The 21580-nt window shown below is 40.6% G+C and carries 19 protein-coding genes; 18 read left to right on the top strand and 1 reads right to left on the bottom strand.

Going from position 1 to position 21580, the window contains the following annotated elements; translation table 11 throughout:
* Positions 1-56: 56 nt before the first annotated feature.
* The 15 genes from gcvT (at position 57) to PWYN_RS29265 (ending at position 15282) form a co-directional block, all read left to right on the top strand.
* On the top strand, positions 57-1181 hold the full coding sequence (gene gcvT / locus PWYN_RS14345) for a glycine cleavage system aminomethyltransferase GcvT (protein ID WP_036652741.1): 1125 nt from the start codon (positions 57-59) through the stop codon (positions 1179-1181).
* Complete coding sequence (gene gcvPA, locus PWYN_RS14340) at positions 1178-2530, top strand: aminomethyl-transferring glycine dehydrogenase subunit GcvPA (protein ID WP_036652739.1); 1353 nt, start codon at positions 1178-1180, stop codon at positions 2528-2530. The genes gcvT and gcvPA overlap by 4 nt, the downstream gene beginning before the upstream one ends.
* Positions 2527-3987 (top strand): aminomethyl-transferring glycine dehydrogenase subunit GcvPB, encoded by a 1461-nt coding sequence (gene gcvPB, locus PWYN_RS14335; protein ID WP_036652737.1) that lies wholly within the window; start codon positions 2527-2529, stop codon positions 3985-3987. The genes gcvPA and gcvPB overlap by 4 nt, the downstream gene beginning before the upstream one ends.
* A gap of 776 nt (positions 3988-4763) precedes the next feature.
* Complete coding sequence (locus tag PWYN_RS14325; protein WP_036652731.1) at positions 4764-5807, top strand: ABC transporter ATP-binding protein; 1044 nt, start codon at positions 4764-4766, stop codon at positions 5805-5807.
* On the top strand, positions 5798-6670 hold the full coding sequence (locus PWYN_RS14320) for an ABC transporter permease (RefSeq protein ID WP_084146716.1): 873 nt from the start codon (positions 5798-5800) through the stop codon (positions 6668-6670). The genes PWYN_RS14325 and PWYN_RS14320 overlap by 10 nt, the downstream gene beginning before the upstream one ends.
* Positions 6618-7400 (top strand): ABC transporter permease, encoded by a 783-nt coding sequence (locus PWYN_RS14315; RefSeq protein WP_240479776.1) that lies wholly within the window; start codon positions 6618-6620, stop codon positions 7398-7400. The genes PWYN_RS14320 and PWYN_RS14315 overlap by 53 nt, the downstream gene beginning before the upstream one ends.
* 30 nt (positions 7401-7430) lie before the next feature.
* Positions 7431-7613 carry a hypothetical protein gene (locus tag PWYN_RS14310; protein WP_036652720.1) on the top strand — a complete coding sequence of 61 codons (183 nt, stop codon included), beginning with the start codon at positions 7431-7433 and terminating at the stop codon, positions 7611-7613.
* Between the two features lie 27 nt (positions 7614-7640).
* Positions 7641-7982, top strand: a complete 342-nt coding sequence (locus PWYN_RS14305) for a hypothetical protein (RefSeq protein WP_036652719.1) — start codon at positions 7641-7643, stop codon at positions 7980-7982.
* 341 nt (positions 7983-8323) lie between these two features.
* The gene (locus PWYN_RS14300; protein ID WP_036652717.1) at positions 8324-8536 is read left to right on the top strand and encodes a hypothetical protein; all 213 of its coding nucleotides are present in this window, start codon (positions 8324-8326) and stop codon (positions 8534-8536) included.
* Positions 8537-8620: 84 nt separating this feature from the next.
* The gene (locus tag PWYN_RS14295) at positions 8621-8821 is read left to right on the top strand and encodes a hypothetical protein (protein ID WP_036652715.1); all 201 of its coding nucleotides are present in this window, start codon (positions 8621-8623) and stop codon (positions 8819-8821) included.
* A gap of 68 nt (positions 8822-8889) precedes the next feature.
* Positions 8890-9534 carry a CPBP family intramembrane glutamic endopeptidase gene (locus PWYN_RS14290; RefSeq protein ID WP_036652712.1) on the top strand — a complete coding sequence of 215 codons (645 nt, stop codon included), beginning with the start codon at positions 8890-8892 and terminating at the stop codon, positions 9532-9534.
* Between the two features lie 271 nt (positions 9535-9805).
* Positions 9806-12031, top strand: coding sequence for a peptidase domain-containing ABC transporter (locus PWYN_RS14285; RefSeq protein ID WP_036652711.1), 2226 nt, complete (start codon positions 9806-9808; stop codon positions 12029-12031).
* A 4-nt stretch (positions 12032-12035) separates the two neighbouring features.
* Positions 12036-13670: a beta-barrel domain-containing protein gene (locus PWYN_RS14280; protein ID WP_036652709.1), complete on the top strand. Its 1635-nt coding sequence runs from the start codon at positions 12036-12038 to the stop codon at positions 13668-13670.
* A gap of 17 nt (positions 13671-13687) precedes the next feature.
* A complete protein-coding gene (locus tag PWYN_RS14275) occupies positions 13688-14968 on the top strand; it encodes a hypothetical protein (RefSeq protein WP_036652707.1) in 1281 nt (426 codons plus the stop codon).
* A gap of 152 nt (positions 14969-15120) precedes the next feature.
* On the top strand, positions 15121-15282 hold the full coding sequence (locus PWYN_RS29265; protein WP_157261157.1) for a hypothetical protein: 162 nt from the start codon (positions 15121-15123) through the stop codon (positions 15280-15282).
* Between the two features lie 196 nt (positions 15283-15478).
* Here the strand turns inward: PWYN_RS29265 and PWYN_RS14270 are convergent, their stop codons facing one another.
* Positions 15479-16318, bottom strand: coding sequence for a helix-turn-helix transcriptional regulator (locus PWYN_RS14270; protein WP_036652705.1), 840 nt, complete (start codon positions 16316-16318; stop codon positions 15479-15481).
* A 328-nt stretch (positions 16319-16646) separates the two neighbouring features.
* Between PWYN_RS14270 and PWYN_RS28125 the strand changes: the two genes are divergently transcribed.
* The 3 genes from PWYN_RS28125 (at position 16647) to PWYN_RS14255 (ending at position 21545) form a co-directional block, all read left to right on the top strand.
* Entirely contained in the window at positions 16647-17825 is a 1179-nt protein-coding gene (locus tag PWYN_RS28125; protein WP_052087954.1) for a copper amine oxidase N-terminal domain-containing protein, read from the top strand.
* Positions 17826-18205: 380 nt separating this feature from the next.
* Complete coding sequence (locus tag PWYN_RS14260) at positions 18206-19996, top strand: sensor histidine kinase (protein ID WP_036652703.1); 1791 nt, start codon at positions 18206-18208, stop codon at positions 19994-19996.
* A complete protein-coding gene (locus tag PWYN_RS14255) occupies positions 19989-21545 on the top strand; it encodes a response regulator transcription factor (RefSeq protein ID WP_036652701.1) in 1557 nt (518 codons plus the stop codon). Before PWYN_RS14260 ends, PWYN_RS14255 begins: the two co-directional genes overlap by 8 nt.
* Positions 21546-21580: the final 35 nt, after the last annotated feature.

The following is a 21580-nucleotide window of genomic DNA, read 5'->3' as shown; positions in this document are numbered from 1 at the left end:
TATCTCTCTTCTGCCTGTCCTTTTTTGTATGGAATCAGACCAAGAGGAGTGACGACATGGATACTTTGAAAAGAACGCCTTTTTATGACCTCTACTCCGCTTTTCCGGAGTCCAGATGTATTGATTTCGGAGGCTGGGAGCTGCCGGTGCAGTTTACAGGTATCGTGAAGGAACATGAGGCGGTTCGGCAAAAGGCCGGCCTGTTCGATGTATCGCATATGGGCGAGTTCATGGTGTCAGGGGCAGGAGCGGAATCTTTTATTCAAAAAATGACGACCAACGATGTTACCCGTCTCCTCGATGGAGGTGCACAGTATACGCTTCTTTGTTATCCGGATGGTGGTGTGGTTGACGATCTGCTCGTGTATCGTTTGGGAGAAGGCCGTTACATGCTTGTTGTGAATGCTTCCAACATCGACAAGGATTTTCAATGGCTGCAGGAACACCTAACCGCCGACTTCGGTGATGTAACACTTACCAATGTCTCTGACGAGACGCTGCTGCTGGCATTGCAAGGACCCTTGGCTGAAAAAATTCTCGCTTCAGTAACCGATGTTTCCTTGGCTGAGCTCAGACCATTCCATTTCATCGAAAAAGCCAGCGTCTGCGGAGTAGAGGTTCTCCTATCCCGTACTGGATATACCGGCGAGGACGGTTTTGAAATCTATGCGCCTCTTGATACTGCCGAAACGTTGTGGAACGGTCTGCTGGCTGCTGGTGCTCCGCATGGCCTTACGCCTGCCGGTCTGGGCGCGCGCGACACGCTGCGTTTTGAAGCAAAACTCCCTTTGTACGGACAGGAACTTTCCGCCGATATCACGCCCCTCGAAGCTGGAGTTCAGTTCTTTGTGAAGCTGGACAATGCCGATTTCATCGGGCGTGACGCTCTTTTGCAGCAAAAAGAAGCAGGTCTCCCCCGCCGCCTCGTGGGTCTGGAAATGATTGACCGTGGCATTCCGCGCTCGCATTATCCCGTATACGCCGATGGAGTGAAAGTTGGAGAAGTCACTACAGGAACCCAGTCCCCCACGCTTAAACGCAATTTAGGGCTGGCATTGCTGGATTCAGCTTACAGTGAACTAGGCACAGAGGTTTATGTGGAAATTAGAGGTAAGCAGTTGAAGGCTGTCGTGATTAAGGCCCCTTTTTATAAAAAAAGCCAAGGAGTGAATCCGCAATGAAGCACCGTTATCTGCCGATGACTGAACAAGACCGCAAAGAGATGATGGAAACCGTCGGGATTCAATCCATGGAAGAGCTATTCACGGATATCCCTCAAGCCGTCCGCTATCAAGGAACAATGCCGATGTCGGAAGCCCTTGATGAATACGCGCTGCTGCGCCATATGAAAAAGCTGGCTGATGCAAATGCGAACTTTGACACCCACGCAAGCTTTCTGGGTGCCGGGCTCTATGATCACCACATTCCGGTTGTCATTAACCATGTGATTTCCCGCTCCGAATTCTATACGGCCTATACTCCCTACCAGCCGGAGATTAGCCAAGGGGAGCTGCAGGCGATTTTTGAATTCCAATCCTATATCTGTGAGCTGACCGGCATGAAGGTAGCCAACGCCAGTATGTATGATGGGGCCACTGCCTTCTCTGAAGCAGCAGTTCTTGCGGCTGGTGCCACGAAACGCAAAAAACTAATTGTCTCACGCACAGTCCATCCGGAAGCACGGCAGGTATTACGCACTTCAGCCAATGCCTGGGGATTGGATGTCATAGAGATTGACTATAAAGACGGAGTTACCGATCTGGCAAAATTGGCTGAAGCTATAGATGGCGATACAGCGGCCGTGCTGATGCAATCACCGAATTTCTTCGGCAGCATAGAGGATTTGAGCGCGATCGAGCCCTTAATTCATGCGGTGAAAGGTTTGCTTGTCGTCAGCGCGAATCCGATTGCCCTCGGTGTTCTGGAAACCCCGGGCAAGCTGGGAGCCGACATCGTTGTTGGTGATGCGCAACCGCTCGGCATCCCGGCTTCACTCGGCGGCCCAACCTGCGGTTTCTTCGCCGTAGCCGAACCGCTGATGCGCCGTATGCCGGGACGTATCGTAGGTCAGACCGTTGACCGTAATGGCAAGCGCGGCTTCGTTCTGACTCTACAAGCGCGGGAGCAGCATATCCGCCGTGAGAAAGCGACTTCCAACATTTGTTCCAATCAGGCGCTGCTGGCGCTTTGCGCTTCTGTCTACTTATCCGTTATGGGCAAGGAAGGCATGCGCGAGGTTGGTGAGCTAAATATACGTAAAAGTCATTATGCCGCAGAGAAGCTAAGCGAGTTAAGTGGTGCTGAACGCACCTTCTCTTCTCCTTTCTTCAATGAATTTGTATTGAAGCTTCCTGAAGGAAGCAATGTGAAGTCCATTAATTCCAAGCTGCTTAAGGAAGGCTATCTCGGCGGCTACGATCTCGGTCGAGATTATCCTGAACTGGCCGGACATATGCTGATTGCCGTAACTGAAAAGAGAAGCAAGACCGAAATTGACCAATTCGCAAACGCATTGGAGGGCTGTGTATGAAACCGGAACAAACTCTGATTTTTGAATTAAGCCGTCCCGGCCGTTCGGCCTATTCCCTGCCACAGTGCGATGTACCGCAAGACGAAAGTATCGAATCCTTAATTCCAACAGGACTCCTGCGCAGTCAGCCAGTAGTACTCCCTGAAGTGTCTGAAGTTGATGTGATTCGCCACTACACCGCTCTTTCACGCCGCAACTTTGGTGTAGACAACGGTTTTTATCCGCTTGGTTCCTGTACGATGAAATATAATCCGAAGATCAATGAGGATGTTGCCCGCTTCCCCGGTCTGGCTAAGATTCATCCGTATCAACCGGAAGAAAGCATCCAAGGAGCGCTTGAGCTGATGCACACCCTGCAAAATGATCTAGCATCGTTGACGGGTATGGATGCCGTCTCCCTCCAGCCTGCCGCAGGTGCTCATGGCGAATGGACCGGATTGATGATGATCCGTGCTTACCATGAAAGTCGCGGCGAGACCCGTACCAAAGTCATTGTGCCCGATTCCTCACACGGCACCAACCCTGCCAGTGCAGCTGCAGCCGGGCTCGATACGGTAACTATTCCTTCTAATAATAAAGGCATGGTTGACCTGGAAGCATTGAAAGCAGCAGTTGGCAGCGATACGGCAGCCCTTATGCTAACTAACCCAAGTACATTAGGGTTGTTCGAGACGCAAATCGTAGAGATTGCGGCTATTGTGCACGAAGCTGGCGGCTTACTCTATTATGATGGAGCCAATTCCAACGCAATTATGGGCATCACCCGTCCCGGTGACATGGGCTTTGACGTAGTCCATTTGAATCTACACAAGACGATGAGTACACCGCATGGCGGCGGTGGTCCGGGTGCTGGACCCGTCGGCGTGAAGTCACGGCTAATTCCCTTCCTTCCACAGCCTACAGTAGCTAAAACGCAAGATGGCAGCTTCTCTCTCGACTTCGGCGGCCCTGAATCGATTGGTCGCGTGAAGGCTTTTTACGGTAACTTTGGTATTCTAGTCCGTGCTTACGCCTATATTCGCACCTATGGACCGGATGGTCTTCGTGAAGTATCAGAGAACGCTGTGCTGAACGCCAACTATATGATGCACCGTTTAGCGCCATACTTTGAGATTCCTTATCCGGGTGTATGTAAGCATGAGTTCGTTATGTCCGGCAAAAACCTCAAGCAATATGGCGTCCGCACGCTGGATGTCGCCAAGCGCCTGCTCGATTTCGGCTACCACCCGCCAACCGTGTATTTTCCGCTGACCGTGGAAGAATGCATGATGATTGAGCCGACGGAGACCGAAAGCAAGGAAACTCTCGACGGTTTCATCGAGACGATGATCCAGATTGTGAAGGAAGCACAAGAAACGCCGGAAGTCGTAATCAACGCACCTCATACAACGGAGATCAGCCGTCTGGATGAGACGCAGGCGGCGCGAAAGCCTGTGTTGAATTGTTCTTGCGGATGAACTCCGTAGATTATAAATAGGTGAAATAATTTAAGCGGCTAATTCAGAAGTCTTAATTAGACTTTAGGGATTAGCCGCTTTTTTAATATTAGGACATTCAATGAATCGCCATATCATACTTTTCAGATTTTGAAAATATACAGCAGAGGATATTTATATGATCGTTCATTTGTATAAAATATATAGATCACACAGCTCTAATGACTAGTATGGAGGAACCGTTTTATGAAAAAAAACAAATTATTAATGACATCTATTGTTTTAGCCTACATATTTTCGAAAGTATTTTCGAGAATAATTAGTTTCGATTACCAGTTATTTGATGAGAAATTTGATTTTTTCAAATTATTTTTCGATATAACGATCTTTTTACTCTTTTATGTAATTGTCTATAATACCCTCAACTTTTCATACTCAAGGTCTCAAAGGAAGTAATGAACATGGATAGAACAGGCATCGTATCAATGATTAAGAATGAATATGGTTTGGTAAGCGGCTAATCCCGGTCTCCATTAAGACATGTGGATTAGCTGCTTTTATCTATGTCTGCTCTATTTGAAGCCAACCTAATCATACGGACTCAGAAGCCGCTATTTGCTCCATATCCACTCATTTTGCAGCTATGCGGACTGGGACGCGCTTATCTATAAAGATACCCGGAACATCACCGAAAAGACTTAATTCTTTCGCTATAATCTGATAGTTTTCGACATGATGTCTATGCTATATTTTTTGAATGATTATTTTGGAAGCGCTATTACTGAGGAGGTTTTCCTTTGAGTATTATTGAAGCAAGGCAGTTGTCCAAGTCGTTCATGCAGGCTGTGAAGGATCCCGGACTGAAAGGTGCAGTCAAACATTTATTTATTCCTAAACACATAGAGAAGATAGCTGTGCAGCCGCTGGACCTTACCGTTGAAGCTGGTGAGACGGTCGCTTATGTGGGGCCGAATGGTGCAGGTAAATCTACCACGCTCAAAATGTTGACGGGAATATTGGTACCTTCTTCGGGCACCGTGACCGTTAACGGCATCAGTCCCCATAAGAATAGGATGCAGAATGCCGCGCAGATCGGAGCTGTCTTCGGACAGCGCACACAGCTGTGGTGGGATATCCCTATTACGGAGTCTTTTTCTTTATTGAAGGATATTTATCAAATACCGGATTCAGTGTATAAAACAAACCTGGAGCAGTTTATCGAACTTCTGGGTATGAACGAATTTATTCATTTGTCTGCAAGAAAGCTGTCCCTGGGTCAACGCATGCGTGCGGACTTAGCCGCTTCATTATTACATAATCCACCGATTTTATATCTGGATGAACCCACTATCGGCCTCGATGTATCCGTCAAACAAAAAATCCGTGAATTCATCAAGAAGATTAATCTGGAACAGCAGACCACGGTTATGCTCACCACCCATGATCTTGGCGACATTGAGGACTTATGCAAACGGCTGATCATTATAGACCACGGCTCCATTATTTATGACGGCAGCTTACAGGAAGTCAAATCACGGTTTGCTACCGAACGAGTGATTTTCTTCCAAGTGAGCTCACCCCTGCCAGATCTGTTTCGAAAGCTGAAGCAAAGTGACGGGATGAAGCTGGACATCCAAAGCGAGCTGGAGTTTTCCGTATCCTTTGACCGGTATGAATATACCGCAAGCGAGGTGGTAAGCCGAGTGATGGAGCATGGTGAAGTGGTGGATTTCCGTATGGAGGATGCGAGTATCGAGCAAGTTATCAAATCCGTATATGACGGCAAGCTGAACCTGAATTCAAGCAGGAATAGCGAAGGAGAACTTGTGTCATGTCTGTAATCAACCTTAAGAAATACAGCAGCATTGCAAACCGTTCACTGCAAAATATTCTGGCGTACCGGATTTCTTACGTAATTTCCTTCCTGGCTAACTTCTTGAATCTGATGGCGATCTACTTTTTATGGCATGGTATTTACAGCGGTCGCGAGTCATTGGGCGGGTATACTTGGGATCAGATGAAAACCTATTTGCTTGTTACCTTCTTAGCCAATGCAGCATTATCCTGGTACTCTGAAACTTCGATTTCCGGAAAAATACTGGACGGAAGTGTCGCCGCCGACCTGCTGAAACCTATTGATTTTCAGACCGCCCGCTTCGCTGAGACCTTAGGCTCAAGTCTGTTAGAAGGGGCACTAAGCACCGTTCTAATCGGTGTGTTCATATTGTTTACTTCAGGAGTCAGCATCCCCCATTCCCCTCTTGTATACGGGTTATTTGCCGTGAGTCTACTGGCAGCTATGCTCGTGAAATTTGGTGTTGTTTATCTGGCAGCCTTGCTATGCTTCTGGTCAACAGGTTCCCTCGGGATTGTCTGGACGCGCATCGCGCTCACGAATTTATTGTCCGGCGCTTTGGTGCCTTTAGCTTTTTTCCCGGGTTGGCTGGAAAAGCTGGCTTTATGGCTGCCCTTTCAGAGTATTATTCACACCCCTACTATGATTTTTCTGCAACAGGCGGAATCATGGGAAGCCTTGAAGCTAATTGGTATTCAATGTTTCTGGGGAGTCGCTTTATGGATTGCGGGAAAATTCATGTGGAACTGGGCCGTTCGCCAGGTCACCATTCATGGGGGTGATGTCTTTGTCACGGATGTTCTACTTGTACAAAAAAATGTATTCACAGCAGCTAAAAGCCATCCTTGAATATAATAAGGATTTCTACATCCTCATGTTTTCCGCCGCATTGACACAGGTTCTAGGATTTGTCTTTCTCTGGGTTATTTATGACCGGATTCCCGACATCAACGGCTGGAAGTTCTGGGAAGTAACTTTTATGTACGCGATGATCTTTCTTACGGAGGGGATTGCCTCTCTGTTTTTTGAAGGGACTTGGAGAATGAGCAGATTGGTAAACCAGGGAGAGTTGGACCGGTATCTGCTTCGTCCTGTTCCTGTTGTTCTTCAGATTTTTTGTACGGGAATTGGAATTAACGGCTTGGGTAATTTACTTATCGGTGGGGTTATCGTCTGGCAGTCTCTTGTACACAGTAATTTGGAATGGTCATTGGCTAAAATCGCTATTATTCTGTTGCTTCTCATCACAGCAGTAATTATCCGTGTATCCATTAATTTGGCCGGCAACTCCGCTGCATTCTGGATTCGTAATGCACGTAATGCCTTCCCGTTAATGGTGCATAATCTTGCTGATCTGGCTAAATATCCGATTACTTTGTTCCCCCAGGCTATACGCATTTTTATCTCTACGGCCCTGCCTTATGCCTTTATCAGCTATTATCCGGCGACCTATATCTTCGGAAAAAGCGAGTGGTCCGGCTGGTGGATGCTGGCTCCCGTAGCGGCTATTGGAAGTGCGGCAGCAGCCTATGGTATTTTTCGTCTTGGACTATTACGGTATGAAAGTACGGGGAATTGAGATTACACCTTTTCGGGGAGAGATGAAACTGTGATCAAAAAAGAGGATTTGGATAAACTGGCAACTAGGTTAGGTCCGATATTTTATATAGCGCTTTTCATTATAATGGCTAAAGGCATTACCTATCTCATTATCGGCGCTACTAATCTCGTAGAACATTCTTATCAACTGGGTTATAGCTTAGGATCTTTAATAGAGAACATTCTCAGCTAGATTACCAAAAATGAAAGGAGTAACAACATGGTGATTCGCCTCCGAAATGTGACCTTGATTCTAGGCATTCTTATGGCTTTGATATCTTTAATGCTATTTGGTGCTAACTTTGCCTTCTTCATCATACTGACATATTCCATCTTGATTTCTGTGGGGTACAGATTTATAAAAACAAATGTGGATATTATTCCTTTGCTTACTATCACCATCTCATTTCTGTTATACAACATAATTTACATCATATTAAAAAAAGCAGACGTTATTGATTTGTACTCGGTGGATTGGAGATTAGAAGTACAATTAATGCTGCCCTCATTACTAGGTTTTCTAATCAAAGGTTTCGTTAGACAATATCAAAAGAACTATTAGATATAATAATTAAAAATGACCCTAAAGCTGAAGCTTTGGGGTCATTTTTTGTGCTATTGAGTAAGTCTTTTAGGGCAAACTGGCGCCTCTCAGTTGGGTAGAACTACAATTACAACATTACAGGATTAGCAGATGTTTTTCCATGTTTAGCCTTCGGTTAACTTCTCGAAGCACTGTTACAGCTTTGAGCCTGAACTTTTCTCAACTTTTAAATTTATCATATAATTAATTTATTTTATATATACCCTGTTGGACATGTTGATAATAAGAAATCAAAATATAATTACTTATGAAAGAGAAGAGTATTTATAATATAAAATTTTTGAAGGAGGAGAATGATTATGGAATTAGTACTATCAACAAATTTTAATGTTCTGAATTCAGAAGATTTAGAACAAATTCAAGGCGAATCCATATGGAGTGATTTAGGATATGCTGTTGGCTATGGATTACATGGGGCCTATGAAGGAGCAAAAACAATTGTATCTGCCACTAAAGAAGCAGTAAATCCTTGGAACTATGTTAACCATTTTTATCCAGGGTTACAACCTTGATTAGTCAATCTAAGTAGCTAATCTTTAATAGCAACGGTTATGATTTCTATTAAATAAAAACAATTTATAAAGGAGCTTTCAATTATGAATACATTTAATTTCCATGAACTCTCACAGGATGATGTTATGTTAGTTGATGGAGGAGATTGGCTTGATAAAGCTGTAGCTATAGCAAAATCATTCACTAGTACTCCGTTAGGTAAAGTCGTTGGTGTCGTTGGTGTCGCGGGACCTGCATATGACTTTTTAAAAGGTATAAAAGCTGGATGGGATTCTTATAATTAAATAAATTAATCTCCCAATATATCTGTTCTATATATTGGGAGATTATATAGGCTAATGGAGAATACTACATGATTAAAAAAGAAACTAACTATCATTTCAGAAATATTGATTTTATTAAATTTTCTATTTTCTATTTATTTTCTAATATATTCATTACTATTCTCCTAAATTTAACTAGTGATGTATACATCACTATCTTTCCACAGCTTATAACAAATTTAATCCTGTTTTCATTTTCCAGCAGAATGAGATTAAGTATTCGTAAATCATTAAATATAGTAGTGCTGAAACAAATGAAAATTTATCTGATTATTTTAATTTCATTATTATTGTTTTTATTGACAGCTATTTTATTCATTAATATTTTAAAATTTGATCAAACATATGATCAACAAACAACTCTTATACAGAGTATAACAACCAACAATGAACGGATCAGTAAAGGAATATTTTTCCTAAGCATTTCATTACTCCTCCCTTTGTTTGAAGAATTTATTTTTCGAGGTTTTATATTTAATTTTTTTTTGGAGAGAAAAAATTTTTTAATCGCTATGTTATCATCTTCATTAATATTTGGGATTTTACATGAAGATCTTTTTTTCACAACATCTGTATTTGGAATTATTCTCTGTTGGGCAAACCATAGAACCAAATCTTTACTACCGGGGATATTTATTCATGTAATTTGGAACACAATTAATATATTTCACTAGGTAAAGATGTGTACTTTTTAATACATATTCAATGAAGGAAATGGTAAAGGAGAAGTTGGGCAATGAAAAAAAAAATATCCGGAATTCTTATCACTATTATATTCTTTTCTCATTTTATCAATTTAGTATATGTATTTTTAAAAAGCCATAAAGTCGATATATTTTCTTTTTTAATATTATTTATTGTATTACTCTTTTACATCTATTCTATTTCCATCAAAAAAAAATAGTCTTCCATAAATGGAATTAAAAATAAAATATGAGATATTAGGTGGAGGTTACACTGATTAAAAAGTATGTCTGTATCAAGCAACACGATCTGAAAGACTGCGGTGCAGCTTGCCTTGCTACAATTTCCAAACATTATGGCTTGAAATATCCTATCTCTAAAATTCGCGAAATTGCCGGAACTGATCATCATGGAACTAGTGCATTCGGATTATTAAAGGCTGCAGAAAAATTAGGTTTCACCGCAAAAGCAGTCAAAGGAAACCATGAAGCTTTTTTCGAAAAGTTTCCCACCCCTGCCATCGCCCATGTCGTGATAGACCAAACCTTACTGCATTATGTTGTGATCCATAAAATTACAAAAAAAGAAGTCACTATAGCAGATCCAGGCAAAGGATTAATAAAATATACACCAGAGGACTTTTTCAAAATCTGGACCGGTGTTCTTATCCTAATGGTACCTACCCCCCAATTTAAAAAAGGTGACCAGACTAAGGGTTTATTTGCTCGTTTCTTTGGATTGCTTATTCCTCAAAAAAGAATGCTTCTGGGAATTTTTTTGACATCTATGCTATATACAGTTTTGGGCATCCTTTCAGCTTTTTATTTTCAGTTTCTGCTGGATGAGATTCTACCCTTCGGATTAAAAAAAACACTCAATATTATATCAGCCGGTGTCATTCTCCTTTATATTTTCAAAATATTGCTAAACGCATTTCGTAGCCATATTCTGTTAACCTTAAGCCAAAAACTCGATATATCACTCATTCTTGGCTATTATCACCATGTATTAAAACTGCCAATGAACTTTTTTGGTACACGCAAGACAGGTGAGATTATCTCAAGACTTATGGATGCCTCTAAAGTACGTGATGCAATATCCAGCGCCACATTAACCATTATGATTGATATTATTATGGTTATAGCTGGGGGGATAATTCTGTATACTCAAAGCTCACTTCTGTTTGGGGTTACTATTCTTATGATTCCTTTATATTTAGCTTTAGTGTGGGGATTCCACAAACCTTTTGACCGGTTGAACAGGGAACAAATGGAGAAGAATGCCCAGCTTACTTCTTATATCGTCGAGTCTATAGATGGTATTGAAACAGTAAAAGCCTATGGTGCTGAAACAAAGGTTGGATTTGAAACCGAACAAAAATTTATCTCATTCCTGAAGTCAGTATTCAGTTTTGGTCTTTTCAACAACGTTCAGGCTTCCCTCAAAGGATTTGTCCAACTAGTTGGAGGAGTAGCTATCCTGTGGGTCGGAGCAAACCAAGTAATAAAGGGCAACATGACTATGGGACAATTAATCACTTATAACTCGTTGCTTGCATACTTTCTGGAACCGATACAGAATCTAATCAACCTACAGCCAACTTTGCAGACGGCAGTGGTTGCAGCTGACCGATTGGGTGAAATTCTCGATTTAGAAGCGGAGAAGCATGAGGATGAAGACAAGAAGATTCAACCAGCTTCCTTAAAAGGTGATATCGAATTTAATAGTGTCAGCTTCCGTTACGGAACCCGCTCTCTTGTTCTTCAAGATATCAGTCTTACTCTCAGACAGGGAGAAAAAATTGCCTTTGTAGGTGAAAGCGGCTCAGGTAAAACAACGCTCATTAAGCTGATAATGCAGTTTTATCGACATGAAAATGGCGATATTCTCATCAATGACTATAATATTAAGGATATCCATCTTGATAGATTAAGAGAAAGAATTGCTTACATATCTCAGGATACCTTCTTTTTTAGTGGAACTATTCGTGAGAACCTTTGTTTGGGTGTAGAAGATAATATGGATTTGGAGCATGTCGTTCAGGCATGTCAGACTGCTCAAGCCCATGAGTTCATAAATCAGCTTCCACTCCGTTATAACACCATGCTTGAAGAGAATGCCACCAACATTTCCGGAGGGCAGAAGCAGCGTTTAGCTATCGCAAGAGCAGTTCTTAGACAACCTGATATTCTCATCATGGATGAAGCAACGAGTAATCTGGATTCCACTACCGAAAAGGCCGTATCGGAAACAATAAATGCTTTTGAGGATATGACGACTATTATAATTGCTCATCGGTTAAGTACCATCATGCGTTGTGATCGGATCTATGTTATGGAACAGGGCCGAATTATTGAGCATGGAACACACGAACAGCTTCTAAGCAATAGAGGAAAGTATTACAGTCTATGGAAAGACCAGCTTCCTGGAATCGAAAATAAGCGAGAACATCAGCTACAGTACGCTGTAGGAATAGGCGAGGTATAACAACATGAACGGAATGATTCGTGACCTCTCGGAAATGTCGGATAGCAGAGAAATTATGGAATCAAGGACTAGTCCTGTGATTTCTATATTCATCTTTATTTTATTTATTTTGTTGGCAACAGCTTTTACCTGGTCTTTCTTTGGACAAATGGATGAAGTAGCTAAAGCCTCTGCTGTAGTTAGGCCGAATGAAAAGGTCAGCACCATCCAATCTTCTTTGATTGGCAAAGTAGAAAGTGTCTATATCCACGAAGGACTATTAGTGCAGCGCGGAGAGAACCTGATTAGTTTTGATCACAAAGAACTGGATATTGAACTCTCCAATCAGCAATCTGAATTGAATAAATTGAATCAGAAGCTTGAGTATCTTAAACGTTATAAGCAAAGCATAGAGGAACAGAAAAATTTATTTTCACAAAATCAACCGGGTGAAGCCTATTATTTCGACATGGTAGAGCAATTTCTGCTAGAATTCACCCAACAACAACAAAGCTTTCAAACCTCCAAAGATCAACTCCTTGCAGCCATTCAAGAGAATACTGGATCACAAGAAACCATTGTCGTGAACTTGGATTCAAGTGAAAACAAAGCCCTGCAGGACAAGAATGATTTAATAAGAAAAAAGAATCTACTACTTACTGAGTTAGTAAATGAGAAGAAGCTTGCACAATCAATCCATACCAACCAGGATCTAATTCCTCCCTTAGATACCAAACGAGTACAACAGTATAAAACATATGAAACTAAATATACACAACTGACTAACCTAGCTAAGGAAAAAAAGACGATATTCGATCGATCAGTAAGCTTGGGGGATCGTCTAGTATCCAAATCACAAATGGAAGAGGAACAAAGCCAATATGAGTCTGTTCTTCTACAGACCAGTCAATTTCAACACGAAGCTTTATTAAGCACAGCAAGCAATATAACCAACTACAATCTTCAATTAGAAGAATTACAGACCCGTTTAGATTTACTTGAACAAGGTAAAGATCCCTCTACTACAGAGAGAAAATCTCTGGAACTGCAGCAAAAATTACTATCCGAAAAACAAAATATTTTGCTCGACCAGAAAGAAGCTGGAATTACATCCGAAAAAACTTCTCTGGAAAAGTTGAAAATGGATCGTATTGTACAAATTCATTCCGCTATAGAGGCAGAAACGAATATTAAACAAATAAAGCTCGAAATAGAGAAGAAAATTCTTGTTGCCCCTATCACAGGAACGGTTAACATTCTAAAAGAAACCAATTCCGGTGATATCGTACAACCTGGAGAATCTTTAATGGTAATCATTCCATCCAATGAGTCCAAATATAAAATGAGTATCGCCGTACCCAATTCTGAAGCTGAAAAAATATCGGTAGGCAATAAAGTAGATTTAAACTTTGCGGCATTTCCCAAACAAAGCTTCGGTTCACTTAGAGGGACCATAACCTCTATCAGTACCGATTCAGTTGTCCAGCAAAACGGCTTAAGCTATTATGTGGTCGAAGCCACTATTCCTAATACTCCCCTGACGAACCGTCGTGGAGAACGCGGGGAACTTCGTGTAGGTATGACCGCAACCGCCTCTGTTATCACGGATTCCAAAAAAATTATTGATTTTATTCTCGAAAAGATCAATTTGAAAGAGTAAAGGATGAACAAAGCGATATGATTAAAAAATTAATTCTCATTTCATTTTCTTGTTTTATCCTGGCGTCTCCACAGATAAGTACAGTGTTTGCCGATTCTATGGAATCTCAAAGCACCAAAACCTTAACCATAGAGGAAACTGTTCAGTTGGCACTCGCAAACTATGCAAATATAAAGCTTTCGCAATGGAATGTAGCCACAAGTGATGCTCAATATTCCTATGTAAACGCAGAACAGAAAAATTTAGAGCAAAAGAATGTTGCCATAACTAGTGGTACGCTTCCTGTTTCAACAGAGTATTTCATGAAAAATATTCCGAACTATAATCAGTTAAGCGATGAAGAAAAGGCCGGCCTTAATCAATCTATTGCCATCCAAATCATGATAAATGCATCCTTAAATCAACAGATAAGCGCCCAGACCGACAGCCAAAATATTTACAACCAGCAACAGAAAACTAGTCAGCTTAAGGAGTTTAGTGATAAATTGCGATCATTAAACACCGATAAAGTGTTGGCTAGGTTAGAACTGCAAAAGTCCGAAGCTCTGATTCGCTACTACGCAATTCAGAAATATGCCCAGCTATCCTCCCAGAAAGCCAATATTGAATTTGATAAACAAGAAAATCAATATTGGATCACGCAAGCTGATGACGCTCTTATATTGTTCAGGCACGGGGTTTTATCAAGGAAAAGTCTTGAGGATGCTACCAATAAAGTTCGCCAACAAAAGGCAATATTGGAACGTGATCAAAACATCTATAAATCCCAAATGGATATGTTTAAGCTGGAATTGGGCTTATCTTCATACAAAGATATCACTTTAGCTGAAGCGAAAACCGAGTATCCAAAAACAGAAGCTTTGAGCACAATCGTTGATATGGATAATAATTTTGATTTAAAAGAAGAAGATGCAAAAATAGCATTGGCTAAATCCAATTATGATGCTGTTACAGCATCAAATTCTGAGCTTAAATCCTATTACTCTGTAATTTGGTCCAGCCAAATTGGTCACAAAAATATCGTACAACAGCAGCTTGAGGAAAAGTGGGCTGGTTATAAATCTGAGGCTAAGGAATTCTATACTAAATACTTACACCTGGAAGAAGATTACATTCAGCTAATACAATCCTTAGAGGACAGTAAAACTTTATATGGGAAAGGGTTAATTACTCTCTCTGAGATTGATAAAAACCAACTGCAGCTGATTCAATTGAATCGAGAGATGAACAACCTAAAATTTGATTACTTCACTTTTCTGGAGAAAGTAAATTTAGCTGTTAAAGGTGTAATCCTTTAACGTTATTCCCCTCATTTCATTGGTTATTAATTGAATTTATCAGCATTATGCTAGCTAATGATAATAAATTCAATTGATATATAAATAAATCTCTCAACAAGACGTTGTTTAGAGAAATAAAACTCAAAAAATATAATAAGGAGGAAATAAAAATGTCACACGAGATTCCCTTAGATCGAAATATGTTTGAAGGATTAAATAACGAAGAATTATTATCAATTGATGGTGGAGGTTGGTTTTCCTTTATCCTACCAGTAACCCCAGTTTTCCCTACCTCTCCAGACATAGCACCAGGACCTGTTAAATGGTGGTAAAAAACAATACTAATATCACCTATAGTTTCAAATTTTGATTCGCCTCAAATGTAAAGAGCATTTCTAATGAAGTACGTTAAATAATATAACAAAAAGACGACTCTTTTTTAAACAGGAGTCGTCTTTAATATTTAGGGTATATATTGTTGCGAATTTGTTTCTTTAGTATTCCTTATTAGTAATTTATGTAATAATATCAACTACTGCACGCTGTCATAATAGAGCATTGTGCAAGTTTCCTAGAAAACTGCCGCCTCTCATTCACATTCATCTTGGTATAGATATTCTTCACTATATTTCGTACAGTCCCTTCGCTGATGCCAAGCGTATTAGAGATGTGCAATGCGCTTTTTTCCTGTAACCACAAATGAGCAACATCTTTCTCTCTCGCAGTCAGCTTATAATCGTGGAAAACAGCTTCCAATCTTGATTGCTGCACCTCTGAGTTGTTATCCATCCATTTCTGAGTAACATTCTCTGCAATCTGCTTGATAAAAGGAATGGCAAATTCGATTTGCTGCCCTCTGTTAAAAGATATATCTACATATCCACGAATAGTACCTTCCAACTGTAAAGGGGCACACACACAGTTCCAATCATCAAAGTTGGAGTCTAAATGCTCTTTCCCTCTCACTACTCCAATACTGTTCATTTCCATGGCAAGAGATACAGCATTCATACCGGAACAAGCTTTGGATAAACATATCCCTACACCTAATCCGACCCGATCCACATCATCCTGAAGGTCTGGGGAAGAGCATACCAGATCAATAATATTACCTTCTTCATCTGTTAAAAAAACCACAAATGAAATGGTGATAAACTCGCTTATTTTGACCATTTCTCTGCGAACAGACGAAATCAAAGCTCTATCATAAAGAGATTTCATATCATTTTTAGCGGAAGATACCATTTTTGAAGTGTTATTATGTATACCTGTATGTAAAGCGACGTTCCGTTGAAAGGTGATTAACTGCTCCTCTTTCAAATCGTCAGGTGAACACCAGGCATTTGTCTTATTAAAGATTAATTTCAATATGAATACGCCCCCTGAAACCAAATAGAAAACTTGTGAAAATTTTCACTTATAGTTACTTAAATAAAACATTTACTAAGACTTTCTAGTTACTTCCATGAATCACATTACATATTCCATTAATTCCTAAATATAGTATATCATCGCTCAATAGATCTTTCAATTTTTTAATCAGAATCATAATATTTCCCTTATGTAAATACCCAACACTACATATATTAATCTTCCGTTTATTGTACTAAAATTAGGAAGATTACTTGATCAACCCCCTCATTTTAAGTCTACACTTAGCACATTAATTATTACAAAAAAAGGAGATTATTCAACAATGAAATTAATTCCCAGTCTTTTAGCCTCCCTCTTATTATCAAGCATGATCGGCCTGCCTGCATTTGCTGCTGAAAAACCGATTTCGGTACAGTTAGATCAGAAGAAGTTGAACAGCAGTTCAGCACCTGTTAATGATCACGGAACGATTCTTCTGCCCTTGCGGACCATTTTTGAAAATCTGGGATTGAAAATCGAGTGGGATGTAAAAACAGGCTCCATTACAGGTACAAAAGAAGGGCTTGTTGTCAAACTTAAGGTTGGAAGTAAGCAAGCCACTGTAAACGGTAACGTTAAGTTGCTGACTTCCGCTCCAAAGGTGATTAACAATGTAACTTATGTTCCCCTGCGCTTTGTGGGCGAAGCAACAGGCAGCAGCGTGAAATGGGATGCCAAAAACAGCACTGTTGTGATCGAATCCAAGCAACCAGCTGGTGATCCTAAGGAAATTGCCGCATTCTTCGAAAAATATGTAGACTACTACAATAAAGAGAGCCTCGACGAATTAATGAGTCTCATTGATCCTAACTCTCCAATGGCACAGGGTGGGCCTGTGTTAAAAAGTCAAATGGAGTTGTATGATCTGGCATATTCCATTGATCAACTAGATATCGTTGATTTGAAACCGAATGAAGCAGCGATTCATACGATTGAATCCACTCATAAAATTAGCGGTCCCTTCAGTCTGGATTCAAAGACAGATTGTGTGTATACACTTACCAAACAGGAAGGATCAAAAGATTGGAAAATCAGTAACTTGAAAGTTAACGACATACAATATATTGTTCCTGATGAGATGTTAAAAGCTACGGTCACCGTTCCGAAAGCTGAGGAAGATGCCATATTGGCTGTTCTCCAAACTCAAATTAAAAGTTTAAATGAGGAAAACTTGAATGGTATGTTATCAACCTTGGATAGTACTTCACCTCTATTTGAGCAAACCAAAAAAGCTTTTAACAACACTTTCAGTACTTATGATTTGTTAATTACGATGGAATCTTCCAAAATTATAAACTACAGTGAGAATGAAGCCGTAGTCTATACAATTCAAACCGCAAAAAAAATAAAAGGTCCTGATTTTCCGGATAACCGCTCTGTGGAGGTCATTATCCTAAAAAAGACAAAAGAAGGTAAATGGCTAGTTGAAGCAGATATTGTGATCAAGACCGATAAATTGTAATACAAGGAGTGTTTACATGAATAATTATATAAGGAGATACTTCAGCAATCTAAGTTTATTAGTAAACGATAAGCCATTAATAGGACTAATAATTATGATTGCAGCTGCTACCTCCTTTACACTTCTGATTTATATGGCGGGGAAAGATATCGGAGAATGGATGTATTCGATACTACACTAATAGCATTAAGAGTTGACACCAGAGTCTGTTTCAGACCTGAGCGTCAGCTCTTTTTTTTATATATTTATCGAAATAACATAAATGAAGACAATAAGTGCATAATTGTCATCATTTAATAAGTGCTCTTTTTAAGATATAATACATGAAAGCGCTATCAATTATGAATTCCCCTATCCCATTCGTTAAGGGTGGTCATACCGTGTATACCAAGATAATAGAAATGATTAATGATCTTAAGCTCAGCACCAAGCTTTTTTTATCTTTTGGTTGCGTGGTGTTTGTTCCGGTATTAATCGTCGGGGTATTTTTGACAAGTGAGCTGCGGCAGGTCGTGCTTAATAATGCACTGGAACAAATCTCGGCAAACGTAGACCGGGTAAAGAAAAGAACGGGAGAAATGCTCAATGTCCCCTATGATATCTCCTATCGTATATCCAATGATAAAAGACTAGAAGAAGCTGCGAACCAACCCTATGAGTCTGTCTATGATGTGGTTCAGGCCTACTGGAGGTACCCGGACTTTCGGGAATATGTTCGATTATACAAAGAAGTATCTAGTGTCCGCTTGTATATAGACAATCCAACGATGCTAGATAATTGGGAGTTTCTTCAGCCCGATCAGGCATTAAAAGAAGAAAACTGGTTCAAAACAGCGCTCGCCCATAACGGATTAATTTCCTGGAATTATATCAAGGATAGCCGAAATCAACAGTATTATTTGAGTCTGATTCGTAAAATTGATTTTCTTAATGAAAGAACAACCGGTGTTCTTGTTATTAACGTTAATACAGAGATGCTGAATTCGATTCTAAATCAGGAACTGTTCGAGACTATGATTGTGGATGAAAATAACAACATCATTGCCTCCAATCGTAACGATCGTCTGGGTAAAACACTACGTGACATCCATTTCGAGCAGGCTTCAACTTCAAATAAACAGGGTACCTATGATGTGACGGTAGACGGCAAGAAATCTAAAATGCTGATTGATGACTGGAACCCCGGTTCAAGCTTAAATAACCTGAGAATCATCTCCGTTTTTTCCGTGGATAGTATCGTTAAGGATGCCAATACAATCATCAGGGTTGCCGTATCCGTCATTATTTCGGCTCTTATTATGGCTGTCCTGCTGATCTACCATTTCTCGCGGCTGCTGACTGGACGAATGCTTCGGTTAAGCAAGCACATCACCAAGGTAGCCTCTGGGAACCTGGATGCGACTCTTCGAATTGACGGTAGGGATGAGATCGGCCAGCTCGCCAGGCAGTTTAACCATATGGTTCGGAACATTAGTGATTTAATGACAGAAGTTCAGGAATCCAATCACCAGAAAAGTGAGCTTGAGCTAAGACAGAATGAAATTAAGTTCAAGATGATGGCGAGCCAGATCAATCCGCATTTTCTGTTCAATGCTCTAGAGTCTATACGTATGAGGGCCCACTTAAGAGGGCAGTCCGAGATTGCCCAGGTTGTACGTTTACTAGGGAAGTTGATGCGCAAGAACCTAGAAGTTGGCAATGGGAAGATCGAGCTGCAAAGTGAATTGGAGACGGTGCGCTGCTACCTATTCATTCAAAAGTTCCGTTATGATGACCGACTAACTTATGAGCTTAATATAGATCCAAAAGCTAATTTTGTGATGATCCCTCCTTTAATTATTCAGCCTCTTGTCGAAAACTCCGTCATTCATGGTCTGGAGAACCGGATTCCCGGGGGGATTATTCGGGTAGATGTTCAAGTCGAGGAAGATCAGGTGAAGATACAGGTCACTGATAATGGAGAGGGTATGTCTGAAGACAGTATTGTTGAGTTATACAGGATGCTTGAGAATAGGAATGATGAAGGGAATCAGCATATCGGACTCAAAAATATCCATTCTAGGCTTCAGTTAACTTATGGTCCGGACTCTGGACTTACCATCGTAAGTAAAATCGGATTTGGAACGCAAATAAGCTTTGTGATTCCCTTAAGGAGTGAGTCATTTGTATAGTGTACTTATTGTTGATGATGAGTTGGCTATCCGTCAGGGACTTGCGACCTTGATTGATTGGAGCTTATATGGTTTTCAGGTTGTCGATACAGCAGCGAATGCTATTGAAGCCAAGCAGAAATATGAACAATACTCTCCTGACTTAATGATCATTGATATCCGGATGCCCGGTAAAAACGGTCTGGAATTGATTGAAGAGCTGCGTGCTGAGGGTTCGGACATTCACATTATTATTTTAAGCGGATATGCCGACTTCAGTTATGCCAAACGAGCGCTGACCTTGGGTACGGACGGCTATTTATTAAAGCCTGTTGACGAGGATGAACTGCAGGGGTATCTGGTTAAGCTGTTTGAAGATCTGGAGGAAAGAATAAGCTCCCGTCAAAAAAATGCCGAAGTTCTGGAATGGAGCAAGGAGCGGTTAATCCATTCCGTACTATTGGACATGAATCAGCAGGATCAGTCTGACTTGGAGCAGGAGGTTATAGAAGCCGGTCTGCACTGGAAGTCTTATGAAGTTGTATTGATTCGGCTAACCCCTCCTGAGCTCATAGATAATGGACACACTGCAGGCATTAAAGAACGACTCGGCAAACAATTAGAAGAAACAAACAGCGGGTTTATCTTTTCAATAGATTCATATATAGGAGTATTAATCAAACCAACGTATCAGATGGAGTTATCCCGGAAAACACTGTATCAAAATGTAGCGGAAGCTGTTCAAGTGCATGGACTCCAATTCATTATAGCTGTAGGTGATCGGGTAGATAGTTTCAATAAACTCTCTACTTCCTATACTACCGCCCTGATGAGAATCAAGGATCATTTCTTCTATGATGAGTCACAAATCATCAGCTCGGAATCCAAAAACCTAAAAGGTATGGTCCCTAAAACATTACACAGTGAAGTGGAGAACGCCTTAGATTCAATCTCAGATCGAATTTATCTGGCCATAGATATTGGAAATCTGGATTTGATGGATTCGCTTATTCACGAAACAGGGCAAATTATGGTCTCCGCTGAATTCTCTGAAATGGCGATCCGTACACGTTTTTCAAGGATCGTTGCTTATGTATTAACAAAGTTGTCTAATCAATATCCGAAGATCGAGATGAACCAGTCCATTCTGGGGGAGCAGATGCAGCGATTCTATGAGCATACTTCCCTTCCCGTATTACAGAGATATGTAACTCAGATCCTACATTATTATGCAAGAGATCTTATCCATGATGACATGGAACAGCTGATTCAGAAAATGACCGACTTGATACACAGAAACTATTTTGAGAATCTAAAGCTCGAGGTCTTGGCGGACGTGTTCAATTACAACAGCGCTTATTTAGGAAAGCTGTTCAAAAACATTACAGGGGATTCCTTCAATACCTATTTGGATAAAGTGCGGATGAACAAAGCGAAGGAAAAGCTTGATATGGGGGTTAAGATCCACCAAGCTGCTAAGGAAGTAGGTTTTTGTGACGTAGATTATTTCCGCGAGAAGTTTAAAAAGTACGAAGGAATATCTCCCTCGGTGTATCGAAAAAATAAATAGGCTTTTGAAAAAGTGCACCTTTAAAATGGTGCATT

It is taken from the genome of Paenibacillus wynnii (assembly GCF_000757885.1).
In the GTDB taxonomy this organism is placed as follows: Bacteria; Bacillota; Bacilli; order Paenibacillales; family Paenibacillaceae; genus Paenibacillus_AQ; species Paenibacillus_AQ wynnii.
This window is presented reverse-complemented; position numbering and strand designations above follow the sequence as displayed.

What these genes read in the sequence shown, in the direction of transcription:
- gcvT (WP_036652741.1), top strand. Translation starts at nt 57, where the DNA reads ATGGATACTTTGAAAAGAACGCCTTTTTATGACCTCTACTCCGCTTTT.
- gcvPA (WP_036652739.1), top strand. Translation starts at nt 1,178, where the DNA reads ATGAAGCACCGTTATCTGCCGATGACTGAACAAGACCGCAAAGAGATG.
- gcvPB (WP_036652737.1), top strand. Translation starts at nt 2,527, where the DNA reads ATGAAACCGGAACAAACTCTGATTTTTGAATTAAGCCGTCCCGGCCGT.
- PWYN_RS14320 (WP_084146716.1), top strand. Translation starts at nt 5,798, where the DNA reads ATGTCTGTAATCAACCTTAAGAAATACAGCAGCATTGCAAACCGTTCA.
- PWYN_RS14315 (WP_240479776.1), top strand. Translation starts at nt 6,618, where the DNA reads ATGTTCTACTTGTACAAAAAAATGTATTCACAGCAGCTAAAAGCCATC.
- PWYN_RS14305 (WP_036652719.1), top strand. Translation starts at nt 7,641, where the DNA reads ATGGTGATTCGCCTCCGAAATGTGACCTTGATTCTAGGCATTCTTATG.
- PWYN_RS14300 (WP_036652717.1), top strand. Translation starts at nt 8,324, where the DNA reads ATGGAATTAGTACTATCAACAAATTTTAATGTTCTGAATTCAGAAGAT.
- PWYN_RS14295 (WP_036652715.1), top strand. Translation starts at nt 8,621, where the DNA reads ATGAATACATTTAATTTCCATGAACTCTCACAGGATGATGTTATGTTA.
- PWYN_RS14290 (WP_036652712.1), top strand. Translation starts at nt 8,890, where the DNA reads ATGATTAAAAAAGAAACTAACTATCATTTCAGAAATATTGATTTTATT.
- PWYN_RS14280 (WP_036652709.1), top strand. Translation starts at nt 12,036, where the DNA reads ATGAACGGAATGATTCGTGACCTCTCGGAAATGTCGGATAGCAGAGAA.
- PWYN_RS14275 (WP_036652707.1), top strand. Translation starts at nt 13,688, where the DNA reads ATGATTAAAAAATTAATTCTCATTTCATTTTCTTGTTTTATCCTGGCG.
- PWYN_RS29265 (WP_157261157.1), top strand. Translation starts at nt 15,121, where the DNA reads ATGTCACACGAGATTCCCTTAGATCGAAATATGTTTGAAGGATTAAAT.
- PWYN_RS28125 (WP_052087954.1), top strand. Translation starts at nt 16,647, where the DNA reads ATGAAATTAATTCCCAGTCTTTTAGCCTCCCTCTTATTATCAAGCATG.